Source organism: Streptomyces sp. NPDC044064 (assembly GCF_056434245.1).
This window is the reverse complement of sequence record NZ_JBWKFN010000012.1, coordinates 195,676-212,066: the sequence shown is the minus strand read 5'-3', so window position 1 is coordinate 212,066 and position 16,391 is coordinate 195,676. Positions and strand designations below refer to the sequence as shown.

Genomic DNA, 16,391 nt, shown 5'->3' with positions numbered 1-16,391 from the left:
GGGTGCTTCGGGACCCTTGGAGGGACGCGTGAGGCGGATGTGGCTCGGGTTTGGTCGGCGGGTGCGAGGAGCCGGTGATGTCCAGTAGCCGTACAGGCCGTCCTCCGGTCCAGCGTGCCGCCAGAAGGCCCGAGGCACCCCGGCCGTCGGGCGACAACCCCTTCCTGCGGCTCTACACGCGCGCGCGCAAGGCCTGGGACCGGCCGCTGACCGCCTACTACCTGATCCTCGGCGGCAGCCTGCTGATCACCGTGCTGGGCCTGGTGATGGTCTACTCGGCCTCCCAGATCACCGCGCTGCAGCTGTCGCTGCCGGGGTCGTACTTCTTCCGCAAGCAGGCCCTGGCCGCGCTCATCGGCGGTGTGCTGCTGTTCGCCGCCTCCCGCATGCCGGTGAAGCTGCACCGCGCACTCGCCTACCCGATCCTCGCCGGCGCCGTCTTCCTGATGGCCCTGGTGCAGGTGCCGGGGATAGGGATGGCGGTCAACGGCAACCAGAACTGGATCTCCCTCGGCGGCTCCTTCCAGATCCAGCCCAGTGAGTTCGGCAAGCTCGCCCTGGTGCTGTGGGGAGCGGACCTGATCGCCCGCAAGCAGGAGAAGAAGCTGCTGACCCAGTGGAAGCACATGCTGGTGCCGCTGGTGCCGGTCGCCTTCATGCTGCTGGGCCTGATCATGCTCGGCGGCGACATGGGCACCGCGATCATTCTCACGGCGATCCTGTTCGGTCTGCTGTGGCTCGCGGGGGCGCCGACCCGGCTGTTCGCCGGCGTCCTCTCGGTCGCCGGTCTGATCGGTGTGGTCCTGATCAAGACGAGCCCCAACCGGATGGCCCGGCTCGCCTGCATCGGCGCCACCGAGCCGAAGGCCGGGGTCGCCGACTGCTGGCAGGCCGTGCACGGGATCTACGCCCTCGCCTCCGGCGGACTCTTCGGATCCGGTCTCGGCGCGAGTGTGGAAAAATGGGGCCAACTACCCGAAGCGCACACCGACTTCATCTTCGCCGTCACCGGTGAGGAACTGGGCCTGGCGGGGACGCTGTCGGTGCTCGCCCTGTTCGCGGCTCTAGGCTATGCGGGTATCCGCGTGGCCGGATGCACGGAGGACCCCTTCGTGAGGTACGCCGCGGGAGGCGTGACCACCTGGATCATCGCTCAGGCAGTGATCAACATCGGTGCGGTGCTCGGTCTGCTGCCGATCGCCGGTGTCCCCCTCCCGCTGTTCTCCTACGGAGGGTCCGCCCTGCTGCCGACCATGTTCGCCATCGGGCTGCTGATCGCCTTCGCACGCGACGAACCCGCTGCGCGGGCGGCGCTTGCGATGCGGCAACCTCGCTTTGGTAGAAAGCGGGCTGGAGGCGCCAGGATGGATCGGGGGCCTCGGAGATGGAACACGATGCGACGGCGTGCCTCGGTGGCGCGTTCGTCCGGAGAGCGGTGAATTTCGGTGCATGTCGTACTCGCCGGTGGGGGGACCGCCGGCCACATCGAGCCCGCGCTCGCCCTCGCGGACGCCCTGCGCAGGCAGGATCCGACCGTGGGGATCACAGCCCTGGGCACGGAACGCGGACTTGAGACCCGACTCGTCCCGGAGCGCGGCTACGAGCTGGCGCTGATCCCTGCCGTGCCGCTGCCCCGCAAGCCCACGCCCGAGCTGATCACCGTCCCGGGGCGGCTGCGCGGCACGATCAAGGCCGCCGAGCAGATCCTGGAGCGCACCAAGGCCGACTGCGTGGTCGGCTTCGGCGGCTACGTCGCCCTGCCCGGCTATCTGGCCGCCAAGCGCCTCGGTGTGCCCATCGTGATCCACGAGGCCAACGCGCGGCCCGGCCTGGCCAACAAGATCGGCTCGCGCTACGCGGCCCGGGTCGCCGTGTCCACCCCGGACAGCAAGCTGCGCGACGCCCGCTACATCGGCATCCCGCTGCGCCGCTCGATCGCGACCCTGGACCGCGCCGCCGCCCGCCCCGAGGCCCGCGCCCGGTTCGGCCTCGACCCGAACCTGCCCACCCTGCTCGTCTCGGGTGGTTCGCAGGGCGCCCGGCGTCTCAACGAGGTCGTCCAGCAGGTCGCCCCCTGGCTCCAGCAGGCCGGCATCCAGATCCTGCACGCGGTCGGCCCGAAGAACGAACTGCCGCAGGTGCAGCAGATGCCGGGGATGCCCCCCTACATCCCGGTAAGTTACCTGGACCGGATGGACCTCGCGTACGCCGCGGCCGACCTGATGCTCTGCCGTGCGGGCGCGATGACCGTCGCCGAACTCTCCGCCGTCGGGCTCCCGGCCGCCTATGTCCCGCTGCCCATCGGCAACGGCGAACAGCGGCTGAACGCCCAGCCGGTGGTGAAGGCCGGCGGCGGACTCCTCGTCGACGACGCGGAGCTGACCCCCGAGTGGGTGCAGCAGAACGTCCTGCCCGTGCTGGCCGACCCGCACCGGCTGTACGAGATGTCGCGCGCGGCAAGCGAGTTCGGTCGCCGGGACGCCGACGAGCTGCTGGTCGGCATGGTGTACGAGGCGATCGCCTCGCGCCGATAGGACCGTATGACGAAGGGGCAGTGAGCGTGGCCGGACCGACGACCGCCGAGCGCGGTGAACGCCAGCAGGAGTCGTCCGGCCCGCCGCTCGCGCGGCGGTTGAGGAAACCCCGCCTTCGTACGATCGTCATTCTGGCGGTCGCCCTGGTGCTCCTCGGGGCGGGTTCCGTATGGGTGTTGTACGGCTCCTCGTGGCTGCGCGTGCAGCGTGTCTCGGTCTCGGGCACCCGTGTCCTGACCCCGGCCGATGTGCGCGAGGCCGCCTCCGTGCCGGCCGGGGATCCGCTGATCTCCGTCGACACGGACGCCATCGCGGCCCGACTTCGCCGGAAATTGCCCCGAATTGACACCGTTGACGTCGTCCGTTCCTGGCCCCATGGAATCGGCCTGAAAGTGGTCGAGCGCACTCCGGTGCTGCTTGTCCGAAAAGCCGGGAACTTCGTCGAAGTCGACGCGGAAGGTGTCCGTTTCGCCACGGTTTCACAGGCCCCGAAAGGCGTTCCGGCACTGGAATTGACCGCATCCCGCAAGGGTTCCGGTTCCGCCAGTTTCCGGCGTTTCGGCACCGGCCGACTGGTGCGCGAGGCGGTCCGGGTCGCCGGCGACCTGCCGGCCGCGGTCGCCCGGGACGCCCGGAGCGTCCAAGTCCGTTCCTACGACGACATCTCGGTGGAGCTGGGCGACGGCCGCACCGTGGCGTGGGGCAGCGGCGAGAGCGGCCGTGTCAAGGCACGGGCCCTCACAGCTCTCATGAAAGCAGCTCCCGGTGCGCGGCACTTCGATGTCAGTGTCCCAACCGCCCCTGCGTCATCGGTGAGTTGACGCACATCAGCGCAGGCCAGCACCCTGGTTGGGCACTGCTACGGCTGATCACATAGGGTGAAAAGAAAAACGGGAGGTTCGGCGTGTTCGTTGAACGGGCGCCACTTGTCGACTTAGTGTCCTGTTCAGAAGACTCCAGGGAACAGACACACTGGTAACCCTAAACTTCAGGGTTAGGGTTCGGGTCGGCGTTCGGACCGTCCCATTCGGCATCAGTCGTCCCGGTGCGGGGAACCGCCCGGTGGCGACAACGTAATTCGAGGCGAGAGGCCTTCGACGTGGCAGCACCGCAGAACTACCTCGCAGTCATCAAGGTCATCGGTGTCGGCGGCGGTGGTGTCAATGCCATCAACCGGATGATCGAGGTCGGTCTCAAGGGCGTCGAGTTCATCGCCATCAACACCGACGCACAGGCGCTGTTGATGAGCGACGCCGACGTCAAGCTCGACGTCGGCCGCGAACTCACCCGCGGACTCGGCGCCGGAGCCAACCCGGCCGTCGGCCGCAAGGCCGCCGAGGACCACCGCGAGGAGATCGAGGAGGTCCTCAAGGGGGCCGACATGGTCTTCGTGACGGCCGGTGAAGGCGGCGGCACCGGCACCGGCGGCGCTCCCGTCGTGGCCAACATCGCGCGCTCGCTGGGCGCCCTCACCATCGGCGTGGTCACGCGCCCGTTCACCTTCGAGGGACGGCGCCGCGCGAACCAGGCCGAGGACGGCATCGCCGAGCTGCGCGAAGAGGTCGACACCCTCATCGTCATCCCGAACGACCGGCTGCTGTCCATCTCGGACCGCCAGGTCTCGGTCCTGGACGCCTTCAAGTCCGCGGACCAGGTCCTGCTCTCCGGTGTTCAGGGCATCACCGACCTCATCACCACCCCCGGTCTGATCAACCTCGACTTCGCCGATGTCAAGTCGGTCATGTCCGAGGCCGGTTCGGCCCTGATGGGCATCGGCTCGGCCCGCGGCGACGACCGCGCGGTGGCCGCCGCCGAGATGGCGATCTCCTCGCCGCTCCTCGAGGCCTCCATCGACGGCGCCCGGGGCGTCCTGCTCTCCATCTCCGGCGGCTCCGACCTCGGCCTGTTCGAGATCAACGAGGCCGCCCAGCTGGTCAGCGAGGCCGCCCACCCCGAGGCCAACATCATCTTCGGCGCGGTCATCGACGACGCCCTCGGCGACGAGGTCCGGGTCACCGTGATCGCGGCCGGCTTCGACGGCGGTCAGCCGCCGGCCCGCCGGGACAACGTTCTGGGCTCGGCCTCCTCCTCGGCCCCGGCCCGTCGCGAGGAGCCTGCTCCGGTACGGCAGCCCGAGAGCCGCCCGTCCTTCGGTTCGCTGGGCAGCGTGACCCCGAAGGAGGAGCCGGAGCCGGCGCCCGAGCCGGTGGCCGACGTCCCGGCCGCCCCGCCGGTCCCGTCGTCGCGGAGCTACTCGGACAGTGCGGCCGAGGAACTGGACGTCCCGGACTTCCTGAAGTGATAGGACAGCGCGAGAGCGTGAGCGGCGCGCACTTCGCCTTCACCGACCGGTGGGGCGGGGTGAGCGCCGCTCCGTATGAGGAGCTCAACCTCGGCGGCGCGGTCGGCGACGATCCCGCGGCGGTACGGGAGAACCGGGAGCTGGCCGCGAAGGCGCTCGGGCTGGACGCCGGACAGGTCGTCTGGATGAACCAGGTGCACGGCGCCGACGTGGCCGTCGTGGACGCACCCTGGGGTGAAAGGCCCGTACCGGAGGTCGACGCGATCGTCACCGTCAGCCGGGGACTCGCCCTGGCCGTCCTCACCGCCGACTGCGTGCCGGTGCTGCTGGCCGATCCCGTCGCCGGGGTCGTGGCCGCGGCCCACGCCGGGCGGCCCGGCATGGTCAAGGGGATCGTTTCCGCTGCCGTACGGGCCATGGCCGAACTCGGCGCCGAGCCGGGCCGGATCGTCGCCCGCACCGGACCGGCCGTCTGCGGCCGGTGCTACGAGGTGCCGGAGCAGATGCGCGCCGAAGTGGCCGCCGTCGAGCCGACGGCGCACGCCGAGACGAGCTGGGGCACACCCGCGGTCGACGTGAGCGCCGGAGTGCACGCGCAGCTCGGCCGGCTCGGGGTGTGCGACCGGGCGCAGTCGCCGGTGTGCACGCTGGAGTCGGACGATCACTTCTCGTATCGCCGTGACCGCACCACCGGGCGGCTCGCGGGCTATGTCTGGCTGGACTGATGGGGCATGACGGACCGTAATACCGAACTCGCCGCAAATCTGGCGAATGTGGAGCAGCGCATCGCCGCCGCGTGCGCGGCGGCCGGGCGCGAGCGGGAAGAGGTGACCCTGATCGTGGTCACCAAGACCTACCCGGCGAGCGATGTGCGGATTCTGTCGGAACTCGGTGTGCGCCATGTCGCCGAGAACCGCGACCAGGACGCGGCACCGAAGGCCGCGGCTTGCGCCGATCTGCCCCTTAAGTGGCATTTTGTCGGCCAGTTGCAGACCAATAAGGTGCGCTCCGTGGTCGGTTACGCCGACGTCGTGCAGTCCGTGGACCGCGCCCGACTCGTCACGGCGATGTCGAAGGAGGCCGTGCGGTTGGAGCGCGAGGTGGGGTGTCTCATCCAGGTCGCGCTCGACGCCGGCGAGAGTCTGCGGGGCGAGCGCGGTGGCGTGGCGCCGGGCGGAATCGAAGAGTTGGCCGCCCTCGTGGCCGGTTCGCCCGGACTGCGGCTCGACGGACTGATGACCGTCGCTCCGCTCACCGGGGAGTACGCGGGACGCGAACAGGCGTCATTCGAGCGGCTCATGGATTTGTCGACTGACCTGCGCCGCGCCCATCCGGCTGCAACCATGGTGTCGGCAGGGATGAGTGCGGACCTCGAACAGGCCGTGGCAGCCGGGGCGACACATGTGCGCGTCGGCACCGCGGTACTCGGAGTCCGCCCCAGGCTCGGGTAACGTCGCCAAGAAGTCGGACCACAGCAGAAAATATGGTCAATGCCTGTGAAGACGGGCGCAACGACCTCGTGGATCGCGGGCACTTGGCAGTAGTCAGTCGATCCACCACAGAGCGGAGGACTCAGAGCATGGCCGGCGCGATGCGCAAGATGGCGGTCTACCTCGGCCTCGTGGAGGACGATGGGTACGACGGCCGCGGATTCGACCCCGACGACGATTTCGAGCCCGAACTGGACCCGGAGCCCGAGCGGGACCATCGACGGCATGAATCGTCACACCAGTCGCACAGTGCACATCAGTCCCAAAGGGATGAAGAGGTGCGAATCGTGCAACCGCCCGCGCCGCGCGAACCGGTGGCCCGTTCGACTTCGCTCGCCGCGGAATCCGGACGTCCGGCGCGCATCGCGCCCGTGGCATCCATCACACAAGAACGTCAGTCCCTGGAGAAGAACGCACCGGTGATCATGCCCAAGGTCGTGTCGGAACGAGAGCCTTACCGGATCACCACGCTTCACCCGCGGACGTACAACGAGGCCCGTACCATCGGGGAACACTTCCGTGAGGGCACCCCGGTGATCATGAATCTGACTGAGATGGACGACACAGACGCAAAGCGACTTGTCGACTTTGCGGCCGGTTTGGTGTTTGGTCTTCACGGCAGCATCGAGCGGGTGACGCAGAAGGTGTTCCTGTTGTCTCCTGCTAACGTCGATGTCACGGCGGAGGACAAGGCCCGCATCGCAGAGGGCGGGTTCTTCAACCAGAGCTGAGACGCACCACCGGAAAGAAGCACGGAACAGGGGAGAGGGAAGTCCAGGCCATGAGCGTGTTCGCGCAGGTGATCTACATCGCGCTGATGGTGTTCCTCGTTGTGCTCATTTTCCGGCTGGTCATGGACTATGTCTTCCAGTTCGCCCGCTCGTGGCAACCCGGCAAGGCGATGGTGGTCGTCCTTGAGGCCACCTACACTGTCACCGATCCACCGTTGAAGCTTCTGCGGCGGTTCATCCCGCCGCTGCGTCTCGGGGGCGTGGCGCTCGACCTGTCCTTCTTCGTACTGATGATCATCGTCTACATCCTCATCTCCGTTGTGCAGAGCTTCCTGTGATGAGGGTGGACGATACGGTCTTGCCGACTGCCGATGACTACGTTGAGGTGAAGAGATGCCGTTGACCCCCGAGGACGTGCGGAACAAGCAGTTCACGACCGTCCGCCTCCGAGAAGGCTATGACGAGGACGAGGTCGATGCCTTCCTCGACGAGGTCGAAGCCGAGCTGACCCGTCTGCTCCGCGAGAACGAGGACCTGCGCGCCAAGCTGGCCGCGGCCACGCGCGCTGCTGCCCAGAACCAGCAGAACATGCGCAAGCCTCCGGAGCCGCAGGACCAGCAGCCCGGCATGCCTCAGCAGGGTATGCCTCAGCAGGGTATGCCTCAGCAGGGTATGCCTCAGCAGGGTATGCGAGGCCCGGGCGCTCCGGTGCCCGCCGGCATATCGGGCCCGCCGCAGCAGCAGATGGGTGGCCCCATGGGTGGCCCGCCCCAGCTGCCGAGCGGCGCCCCGCAGCTGCCCGCCGGTCCCGGCGGTCAGGGCGGCCCGCAGGGTCCCGGCCCGATGGGCCAGGGTCCGATGGGCCAGGGCCCGATGGGTCAGGGTCCGATGGGCCAGGGCCCCATGGGCGGTCAGCCGCCCATGCCGCAGCAGATGGGTGGCCCGATGGGCGGCCCCATGGGCGGTCCCATGGGCGGTCCGATGGGCGGCCCCGGTCAGGGCCCCGGTGGCGACAGCGCCGCCCGTGTCCTCTCGCTGGCCCAGCAGACCGCCGACCAGGCGATCGCCGAGGCCCGCTCCGAGGCCAACAAGATCGTCGGCGAGGCCCGCAGCCGCGCCGAGGGTCTGGAGCGTGACGCCCGTGCCAAGGCGGACGCGCTGGAGCGGGACGCGCAGGAGAAGCACCGCGTCGCCATGGGCTCCCTGGAGTCCGCGCGCGCCACGCTGGAGCGCAAGGTCGAGGACCTGCGCGGCTTCGAGCGCGAGTACCGCACGCGTCTGAAGTCGTACCTGGAGTCGCAGCTGCGCCAGCTGGAGACGCAGGCCGACGACTCCCTGGCTCCGCCGCGCACCCCGGCCACCGCGTCCCTCCCGCCGTCCCCGGCGCCCTCCATGGCACCGGCCGGCGCGAGCGCCCCGTCCTACGGCGGCAACCAGCCGATGGGTGGCCCCCCGGCGCCGCCCGCCCCGTCCTACGGCGGCCAGCAGCAGATGACCCCCGCGATGACCCAGCCGATGGCTCCGGTCCGCCCGCAGGGTCCGTCCCCGATGGGCCAGGCCCCCTCGCCGATGCGCGGGTTCCTGATCGACGAGGACGACAACTGACGGGCCGCGGCAACTAGTACGACAACGGCGTCGGCAGCGTTCAACAGGGCGGGGCCCCGGACTACGGTCCGGGGCCCCGCCCTTTTTACGCGTGTTGCTGCCTCACGGCGCGGGGCTGCACCGATCTGCGGCTCCGCCGCGGGGGCGCCCGGAAAGTGCACCCACCGGACCCCATGACGAAGGGCCCGGCCTCCTCGCCGGAGACCGGGCCCTTTCGAACGATCAGCGCTTACGCCTTGCGCAGCCGGAACGTGAGAGACAGCCCCTCGTCGGTGAACGGCTCGCCGAAGCTGTCGTCCGCCTCACCCTGGCCGAAGTCGGTCGACAGGACCTCCTCGGCGATCAGATCGCTGTGCTCGGTCAGGGCCGCGATGACCGCCGGGTCCGTGGAGGTCCAGCGCAGCGCGATCCGGTCGGCGACGTCCAGACCGCTGTTCTTGCGGGCCTCCTGGATCAGCCGGATCGCGTCACGGGCCAGGCCCGCCTGCCGCAACGCCTCGGTGATCTCCAGGTCCAGGGCGACCGTCGCGCCCGAGTCGGACGCCACCGACCAGCCCTCGCGCGGGGTCTCCGTGATGATCACCTCGTCCGGGGCGAGGGCGACGGTCTCCCCGTCGACCTCGACCGACGCCGTGCCCTCGCGCAGGGCCAGGGACAGCCCCGCCGCGTCCGCCTCGGCGATGGCCTTGGCCACGTCCTGGACGCGCTTGCCGAACCGCTTGCCGAGGGCACGGAAGTTCGCCTTGGCGGTGGTGTCCACCAGCGAGCCGCCGACCTCGGACAGTGACGCCAGCGAGGAGACGTTCAGTTCCTCGGTGATCTGGACGTGCAGCTCGGGGTCCAGGTTCTCGAAGCCGGTGGCGGCGATCAGGGCCCGGGACAGCGGCTGGCGCGTCTTGACGCCCGACTCCGCGCGCGTGGCGCGGCCCAGCTCCACCAGCCGGCGGACCAGGACCATCTGCTTCGACAGGTCCGGGTCGATCGCGCCGAGGTCCGCCTCCGGCCAGGCGGCCAGGTGCACCGAATCCGGGGCGCCCGGGGTCACCGGCACCACCAGGTCCTGCCACACCCGCTCGGTGATGAACGGGGTGATCGGGGCCATCAGCTTGGTGACCGTCTCCAGCACCTCGTGCAGCGTGCGCAGCGCGGCCTTGTCGCCCTGCCAGAAGCGGCGGCGAGAGCGGCGGACGTACCAGTTGGACAGGTCGTCGACGAACGCGGAGAGCAGCTTGCCGGCGCGCTGGGTGTCGTACGCCTCCAGCGCCTGGGTCACCTGGTCCGTGAGCGCGTGCAGCTCGGACAGCAGCCAGCGGTCCAGCAGCGGGCGGTCGGCCGGGGCCGGGTCCGCGGCGGACGGAGCCCAGTTCGACGTACGGGCGTACAGCGCCTGGAAGGCCACCGTGTTCCAGTAGGTGAGGAGCGTCTTGCGGACGACCTCCTGGATGGTGCCGTGGCCGACCCGGCGAGCCGCCCAGGGGGAGCCGCCGGCCGCCATGAACCAGCGCACCGCGTCCGCGCCGTGCCGGTCCATGAGCGGGATCGGGTCCAGGGTGTTGCCCAGGTGCTTGGACATCTTGCGGCCGTCCTCGGCGAGGATGTGGCCCAGGCAGACGACGTTCTCGTACGACGACTTGTCGAAGACGAGGGTGCCGACCGCCATGAGGGTGTAGAACCACCCGCGCGTCTGGTCGATCGCCTCGGAGATGAACTGCGCCGGGTACCGGCTCTCGAACAGCTCCTTGTTCTTGTACGGGTAGCCCCACTGCGCGAAGGGCATCGAACCCGAGTCGTACCAGGCGTCGATCACCTCGGGCACGCGCGTGGCGGTCCTGCCGCAGCCGTCGTGACGGCAGGCGAAGGTGACGTCGTCGATGTACGGGCGGTGCGGGTCCAGGCCGGCCTGGTCGGTGCCGGTCAGCTCGGTCAGCTCCGCGCGGGAGCCGACGCAGGTGAGGTGGTCGTCCTCACAGCGCCAGATCGGCAGCGGGGTGCCCCAGTAGCGGTTGCGGGACAGCGCCCAGTCGATGTTGTTGTTCAGCCAGTCGCCGAAGCGGCCGTGCTTGACCGTCTCCGGGAACCAGTTGGTGTGCTCGTTCTCCTGGATCAGGCGGTCCTTGATCGCCGTGGTGCGGATGTACCAGGAGGGCTGCGCGTAGTAGAGCAGCGCGGTGTGGCAGCGCCAGCAGTGCGGGTAGCTGTGCTCGTACGGGATGTGCTTGAAGAGCAGACCGCGCTGCTGGAGGTCCTCGGTGAGCTTCTCGTCCGCCTTCTTGAAGAAGACGCCGCCGACCAGCGGGACGTCCTCCTCGAAGGTGCCGTCGGGCCGGACCGGGTTCACCACCGGCAGGCCGTACGACCGGCAGACCCTGAGGTCGTCCTCACCGAAGGCGGGGGACTGGTGGACCAGACCGGTGCCGTCCTCGGTCGTGACGTACTCGGCGTTCACCACGTAGTGGGCCGGCTCCGGGAACTCCACGAGCTCGAACGGACGCTGATACGTCCAGCGCTCCATCTCGGCGCCCGTGAAGGACTGGCCGGTGGTCTCCCAGCCCTCGCCGAGCGCCTTGGCGACGAGCGGCTCGGCGACGACGAGCTTCTGCTCGCCGTCGGTCGCGACCACGTAGGTCACCTCGGGGTGCGCGGCGACCGCCGTGTTGGACACCAGGGTCCACGGGGTCGTCGTCCACACCAGGAGCGCGGCCTCTCCGGCGAGCGGTCCGGAGGTGAGCGGGAAACGGACGTACACGGACGGGTCCACGACCGTCTCGTAGCCCTGCGCCAGTTCGTGGTCGGACAGGCCGGTGCCGCAGCGCGGGCACCAGGGGGCGACGCGGTGGTCCTGGACCAGCAGGCCCTTGTTGAAGATCTCCTTCAGCGACCACCAGACGGACTCCACGTACTCGGGGTCCATGGTCCGGTAGGCGTCGTCCAGGTCGACCCAGTAGCCCATGCGGGTCGTCAGGTCGGCGAAGGCGTCGGTGTGCCGGGTCACCGACTCGCGGCACTTGGCGTTGAACTCGGCGATGCCGTACGTCTCGATGTCCTGCTTGCCGGAGAAGCCCAGCTCCTTCTCGACCGCCAGCTCCACCGGGAGGCCGTGGCAGTCCCAGCCGGCCTTGCGGGCCACGTGGTAGCCGCGCATGGTGCGGAAGCGGGGGAAGACGTCCTTGAAGACCCGCGCCTCGATGTGATGGGCGCCGGGCATGCCGTTCGCGGTGGGCGGGCCCTCGTAGAACACCCACTCCGGGCGGCCCTCGGACTGCTCCAGGCTCTTGGCGAAGATCTTCTGGTCGCGCCAGAAGTCGAGCACGGCGTGCTCAAGCGCGGGCAGGTCGACCTGGGCGGGCACCTGGCGGTACGTCGGCGCTGTCATCTGCGAGCATCCTCCAACGGACTTGCTGCCTTCCGTCGGAGGGACGAGAGCCTTCGATCCTGCTACGCCGTGTGCGGCGCGCTCCCGCGGTACCACCCTCCTTGGCCCCCCGTCGCGCCGTACGCGCCGGTGAGCCCCCTCATTGGGGTCGCGAAGCCGGCTCTACTCGCCGTGGGTCCTCCACGGCTTTCTTCCGGCGGCTCCGGGGTGATCTTCACGTCGCGCTCGCCCCCGGGCTCACACCGTCCCCGGGTCGCTCTGGGCTGCGTACGTCGCTACTCGTCCCCATCCATGCTTTTCGCTCCGCCCAGTGTACGGCGCCGCACGGACAGCGGCCGACCGCTTTTCGGGGCCCGTGCGGGGCACCGCCGGGGCGGCGGCGGAGCGGCGGCGGGATGACCCGAATGGCGAGGGGTGGGGGTGCGCGCATCCGGGCGCGCCCGGCTCGGCGGATTACCCGGCGGGGAGCTGGGCACAACGGATGCAGGTCCGCTGCGCGGGGGGTGCGGGCGGGCGAATCGGGCGGTGTGCCCCGTTGCCGCGGGACTCAAGTCGATTTATCGTCCCAGCACGATTCGCGGGCAAGATCACAATATGTGAAGGGGTCGCGGCCATGGTGGCGAAGAAGACCGCCGTACAGCAGCCGGCGACCGGCCGCTCCGAGGGAGCAGGCCGCAAGAAGACCACGCGCGCGGGTGCCGCCTCGGCCGGCAGGGCGGGACCGGTGAAAACGGTCCGGACCCGCGCCGACGGAGCAGCACGCTCCGACCGCCCTCCGGGCAGCACCGCACCCGTCGATGCGGCGGGGAAGCCGCCCGGCGAGGAACCGGGCGCTGCCACGAAGCGGGCGCCCGCCGCGGCGGAGGAGGCCGGGCGGAAGAGGGGCTCCACGGCGAAGAGGGGCTCTGCGGCGGACGCGGGGACGGGCACGGCCGCCGAGCACGCCGGGAAGGGCACGGCGGCCGGGAAGGCCGCGGGACACGCTTCTGCCGGGAAGACCGGGAGGAACACGGCGCACGGCGAGGCGGACGCGAAGCCTGCCGCCGCTGGCAAGGCCGCGGCCGAGGCTGGGGCGGTCGAGGAGGCCGCGGCCGGGAAGACGGCGGCCGGGAGGACGGCGGGCAAGAAGGCCGCGGCCGGGGACGCGGTGGCCAGGCAGGCCGCGGCTGGTAGGACGGCTGGGAAGAAGGCGGGCGCCGGGAAGGCCGCGGCCGGCGTGGGGGGCGTCGAGGAGGCCGCGGCCGAGGCAGAGAAGGCTGCGGCCGGGATGACGACGGCCGAGGAGACGGCACCGAAGAAGGCTGCGGCCAAGGAGGCTGCGGCCAAGAAGGGCACGGCGAAGGACACGTCCGCGGAGGACTCGGCCGCGAAGGCGGGGGCCGGGAAGGCAACGGCCGAGGAGACGGGCGTCAAAGCGGGCGTCAAGGGGACCGCTGCCGGCAAGAAGGGGGCCGGGAAGGGCGCCGTCGCCGAGAAGGGGGGCGAGAAGGCGGTGGACGCGGCCTCCGAGGTGGCGGCCGCCGAGGAGACCGTCGCCGGTGGAGTCGTGAAGAGGGCTGCCAAGAAGGCCGTCGGCAAGAAGACGGCCGGCGGGGGCGTCTCCACGGGGGCGGCCGGGAAGAGCACGGCCAAGAAAGCGGGCGCGGCGCGGGCCGCGAAGCAGACGGGAGCCACGACGGTGGTTGCGAAGAAGACTCCTGGCACGGCCACGGCGGAGCAGACCGCCGTTCCCAAGGCGCGGGGCGCCGCGGCGGAGCCCGGCGAGCTGGCGGTGCGCCCGGGCGAGGACCCCTGGACCCCGGAAGAGGTCGCGGAGGCCCGTGCCGAGCTGCAGTCCGAGGCGGAGCGGCTGCGGACCGAGATCAGCTCCTCCGAGGCCTCCCTGGTGGGCCTGATGCGGGACTCCGGGGACGGCGCCGGTGACGACCAGGCCGACACCGGCACCAAGAACATCACGCGCGAGCACGAGATGGCGCTGGCCGCCAACGCGCGCGAGATGCTCGTCCAGACCGAGCGTGCCCTGGAACGGCTCGACGCGGGCACCTACGGCCTGTGCGAGAACTGTGGAAACCCCATCGGCAAGGCCCGCATGCAGGCGTTCCCGCGGGCCACGCTCTGCGTGGAGTGCAAGCAGAAGCAGGAACGTCGCTCCTGAGCACGGGGGCCCGCCGGGACGTGCCGTAGTCTCGTCCCCAGTCAGGCACCTAGGTTGAGGGACTCACGTGGCAGAGGCGGAGCGCATCATCGGTACGCCGGACACCCCGGACGACAGCGGCGAGCGGACGTCCGGTGTGCCCGGTGCGGGTGAGCGGGGGGCGGCGGCACCGCAGCGGACCGGGCGCGGGCGCCGGATCGCGGTGCTGTTCGCGGTGGCCGCGTTCGCGTACGCCCTCGACCTGATCAGCAAGATGATCGTGGTCGCGAAGCTGGAGCACCACGCCCCGATCGAGGTGATCGGGGACCTGCTGGAGCTGCACGCCATCCGCAACCCGGGCGCGGCCTTCGGCTTCGGTGCGGCCTTCACGATCATCTTCACGCTCATCGCGGCCGCCGTGATCGTGGTGATCATCCGGCTGGCCCGCAAGCTCTACAGCTTCCCCTGGGCGATCGCCCTCGGCCTGCTGCTCGGCGGCGCGCTCGGCAACCTCACCGACCGGATCTTCCGGGAGCCCGGGATCTTCCAGGGCGAGGTGGTGGACTTCATCGCGCCCAAGGGCTTCGCGGTGTTCAACCTGGCCGACTCGGCGATCGTGTGCGGCGGCATCCTGATCGTGCTGCTGTCCTTCCGCGGCCTGGACCCCGACGGCACCGTCCACAAGGACTGACACCGACCGCTTCGCGGGGGCTTTGTCCACAGGCTCGTTCGGGGCCGTCGGAGCCGTCCGGCATACTCGTCGGGTGAGCACGATTCCCGAGATCCGTACCCTGCCCGTGCCCGACGGCCTGGAGGGCGAGCGCGTCGACGCCGCCATCTCCCGCATGTTCGGCTTCTCCCGCACCAAGGCGGCGGAGCTGGCCGCGGCCGGCAAGGTCCAGGTCGACGGGGCGGTGGTCGGCAAGTCGGAGCGGGTGCACGGAGGCGCCTGGCTCGAGGTCGAGATGCCCCAGGCACCCGCGCCCGTGCAGGTGGTCGCCGAGCCGGTCGAGGGCATGGAGATCGTGCACGACGACGATGACGTGGTCGTGATCGTCAAGCCGGTCGGCGTGGCCGCGCACCCCTCGCCGGGCTGGAGCGGCCCGACCGTCATCGGCGGCCTCGCCGCCGCCGGGTACCGGATCTCCACCTCCGGCGCCGCCGAGCGCCAGGGCATCGTGCATCGCCTGGACGTCGGCACCTCCGGCCTGATGGTCGTCGCGAAGTCCGAGTACGCGTACACGTCGCTCAAGCGCCAGTTCAAGGAGCGCACGGTCGACAAGCGCTACCACACCCTCGTCCAGGGCCACCCGGACCCGACGAGCGGCACGATCGACGCCCCCATCGGCCGCCACCCCAACCACGACTACAAGTGGGCGGTCACGGCCGAGGGCAAGCCCTCCGTGACCCACTACGACCTCATCGAGGCCTTCCGCGCCGCCTCCCTGCTCGACGTGAAGCTGGAGACCGGCCGCACCCACCAGATCCGCGTCCACATGTCCGCCCACCGCCACCCCTGCGTCGGCGACCTGACCTACGGCGCCGACCCGACCCTCGCCAAGCGGCTGCGTTTGACCCGACAGTGGCTGCACGCGGTGCGGCTCGGCTTCGAGCACCCCGGGGACGGGCAGTGGGTGGAGTTCGCCTGCGACTACCCGGAGGACCTGCAGAGCGCCCTCGACCAGGTCCGCGAGGAGACGTGGGCGTGAGTACGCCCTGCACCGTCCGGATCGCCGAGGACCCCGCCGACCGCGAGGCCTGCTTCGCGGTGCGCAAGAGCGTCTTCGTCGTCGAGCAGGGCGTCCCGCAGGACATCGAGTACGACGCGTACGACGCCGTGGCCGTGCATGTGCTGGCGGTCCGCGAGGACGGCGTACCGCTCGGCACCGGCCGTCTGCTGTACGGCGAGACGGCCGCGGAGAAGACCGGCGGGGACGTCTCGGTGGGCTCCCTGGGGCGGCTCGCCGTCGCCCGTGAGGCGCGCGGGCTGGGCGTCGGTGTGGCCCTGGTGCGGGCCATCGAGGAGGCGGCACGCGCGCGGGGCCTGGCCGCGGTGGACCTGCACGCACAGACCCACGCCCTGGGCTTCTACGAGCGCCTCGGGTACGAGGCGTACGGACCGGAGTACCCGGAGGCCGGGATCCCGCACCGGGCGATGCGGCGCGTTCTTTGACCGAGGTGCCGTGACGGCCGGGGCGCGCAGGGCCGTGGCAGGCTGGACG

At 70.6% G+C, this 16,391-nt stretch carries 14 protein-coding genes; 13 read left to right on the top strand and 1 reads right to left on the bottom strand.

The window, feature by feature from the left end; genetic code table 11:
* Positions 1-77: 77 nt before the first annotated feature.
* The 9 genes from ftsW (at position 78) to AC07DS_RS21185 (ending at position 8,662) form a co-directional block, all read left to right on the top strand.
* Positions 78-1,439, top strand: a complete 1,362-nt coding sequence (gene ftsW, locus AC07DS_RS21225; RefSeq protein ID WP_479147412.1) for a putative lipid II flippase FtsW — start codon at positions 78-80, stop codon at positions 1,437-1,439.
* 6 nt (positions 1,440-1,445) lie between these two features.
* Positions 1,446-2,534 carry an undecaprenyldiphospho-muramoylpentapeptide beta-N-acetylglucosaminyltransferase gene (gene murG / locus AC07DS_RS21220; protein ID WP_145875226.1) on the top strand — a complete coding sequence of 363 codons (1,089 nt, stop codon included), beginning with the start codon at positions 1,446-1,448 and terminating at the stop codon, positions 2,532-2,534.
* Positions 2,535-2,560: 26 nt separating this feature from the next.
* Positions 2,561-3,355, top strand: coding sequence for a cell division protein FtsQ/DivIB (locus AC07DS_RS21215; RefSeq protein ID WP_479147409.1), 795 nt, complete (start codon positions 2,561-2,563; stop codon positions 3,353-3,355).
* Between the two features lie 278 nt (positions 3,356-3,633).
* Entirely contained in the window at positions 3,634-4,836 is a 1,203-nt protein-coding gene (ftsZ, locus tag AC07DS_RS21210; protein ID WP_393466417.1) for a cell division protein FtsZ, read from the top strand.
* On the top strand, positions 4,833-5,561 hold the full coding sequence (gene pgeF / locus AC07DS_RS21205) for a peptidoglycan editing factor PgeF (protein ID WP_479147407.1): 729 nt from the start codon (positions 4,833-4,835) through the stop codon (positions 5,559-5,561). Before ftsZ ends, pgeF begins: the two co-directional genes overlap by 4 nt.
* A gap of 6 nt (positions 5,562-5,567) precedes the next feature.
* On the top strand, positions 5,568-6,287 hold the full coding sequence (locus AC07DS_RS21200) for a YggS family pyridoxal phosphate-dependent enzyme (RefSeq protein WP_479147406.1): 720 nt from the start codon (positions 5,568-5,570) through the stop codon (positions 6,285-6,287).
* A 128-nt stretch (positions 6,288-6,415) separates the two neighbouring features.
* Entirely contained in the window at positions 6,416-7,057 is a 642-nt protein-coding gene (locus tag AC07DS_RS21195; RefSeq protein ID WP_023551436.1) for a cell division protein SepF, read from the top strand.
* A 50-nt stretch (positions 7,058-7,107) separates the two neighbouring features.
* Positions 7,108-7,395, top strand: coding sequence for a YggT family protein (locus AC07DS_RS21190; protein WP_094220204.1), 288 nt, complete (start codon positions 7,108-7,110; stop codon positions 7,393-7,395).
* 55 nt (positions 7,396-7,450) lie between these two features.
* Entirely contained in the window at positions 7,451-8,662 is a 1,212-nt protein-coding gene (locus AC07DS_RS21185) for a DivIVA domain-containing protein (RefSeq protein WP_479147403.1), read from the top strand.
* A 229-nt stretch (positions 8,663-8,891) separates the two neighbouring features.
* On the opposite strand, the gene ileS is transcribed toward AC07DS_RS21185, so the two are convergent.
* Positions 8,892-12,035, bottom strand: coding sequence for an isoleucine--tRNA ligase (ileS, locus tag AC07DS_RS21180; RefSeq protein WP_479147401.1), 3,144 nt, complete (start codon positions 12,033-12,035; stop codon positions 8,892-8,894).
* A 613-nt stretch (positions 12,036-12,648) separates the two neighbouring features.
* On the opposite strand from ileS, the gene AC07DS_RS21175 reads away from it, so the two are divergent.
* The 4 genes from AC07DS_RS21175 (at position 12,649) to AC07DS_RS21160 (ending at position 16,342) form a co-directional block, all read left to right on the top strand.
* Positions 12,649-14,190 (top strand): TraR/DksA family transcriptional regulator, encoded by a 1,542-nt coding sequence (locus AC07DS_RS21175; protein WP_479147400.1) that lies wholly within the window; start codon positions 12,649-12,651, stop codon positions 14,188-14,190.
* 67 nt (positions 14,191-14,257) lie between these two features.
* Positions 14,258-14,860, top strand: coding sequence for a signal peptidase II (gene lspA / locus AC07DS_RS21170; protein ID WP_479147398.1), 603 nt, complete (start codon positions 14,258-14,260; stop codon positions 14,858-14,860).
* Between the two features lie 73 nt (positions 14,861-14,933).
* Positions 14,934-15,878, top strand: a complete 945-nt coding sequence (locus tag AC07DS_RS21165) for an RluA family pseudouridine synthase (RefSeq protein ID WP_479147396.1) — start codon at positions 14,934-14,936, stop codon at positions 15,876-15,878.
* Complete coding sequence (locus AC07DS_RS21160; RefSeq protein ID WP_479147394.1) at positions 15,875-16,342, top strand: GNAT family N-acetyltransferase; 468 nt, start codon at positions 15,875-15,877, stop codon at positions 16,340-16,342. Before AC07DS_RS21165 ends, AC07DS_RS21160 begins: the two co-directional genes overlap by 4 nt.
* Positions 16,343-16,391 lie beyond the last annotated feature (49 nt).

Excerpts from the sequence above, each read along its gene's own strand:
- ileS (WP_479147401.1), bottom strand. The coding sequence starts at position 12,035 with ATGACAGCGCCGACGTACCGCCAGGTGCCCGCCCAGGTCGACCTGCCC.
- ftsW (WP_479147412.1), top strand. The coding sequence starts at position 78 with ATGTCCAGTAGCCGTACAGGCCGTCCTCCGGTCCAGCGTGCCGCCAGA.
- AC07DS_RS21175 (WP_479147400.1), top strand. The coding sequence starts at position 12,649 with ATGGTGGCGAAGAAGACCGCCGTACAGCAGCCGGCGACCGGCCGCTCC.
- AC07DS_RS21185 (WP_479147403.1), top strand. The coding sequence starts at position 7,451 with ATGCCGTTGACCCCCGAGGACGTGCGGAACAAGCAGTTCACGACCGTC.
- AC07DS_RS21190 (WP_094220204.1), top strand. The coding sequence starts at position 7,108 with ATGAGCGTGTTCGCGCAGGTGATCTACATCGCGCTGATGGTGTTCCTC.
- AC07DS_RS21200 (WP_479147406.1), top strand. The coding sequence starts at position 5,568 with ATGACGGACCGTAATACCGAACTCGCCGCAAATCTGGCGAATGTGGAG.
- AC07DS_RS21195 (WP_023551436.1), top strand. The coding sequence starts at position 6,416 with ATGGCCGGCGCGATGCGCAAGATGGCGGTCTACCTCGGCCTCGTGGAG.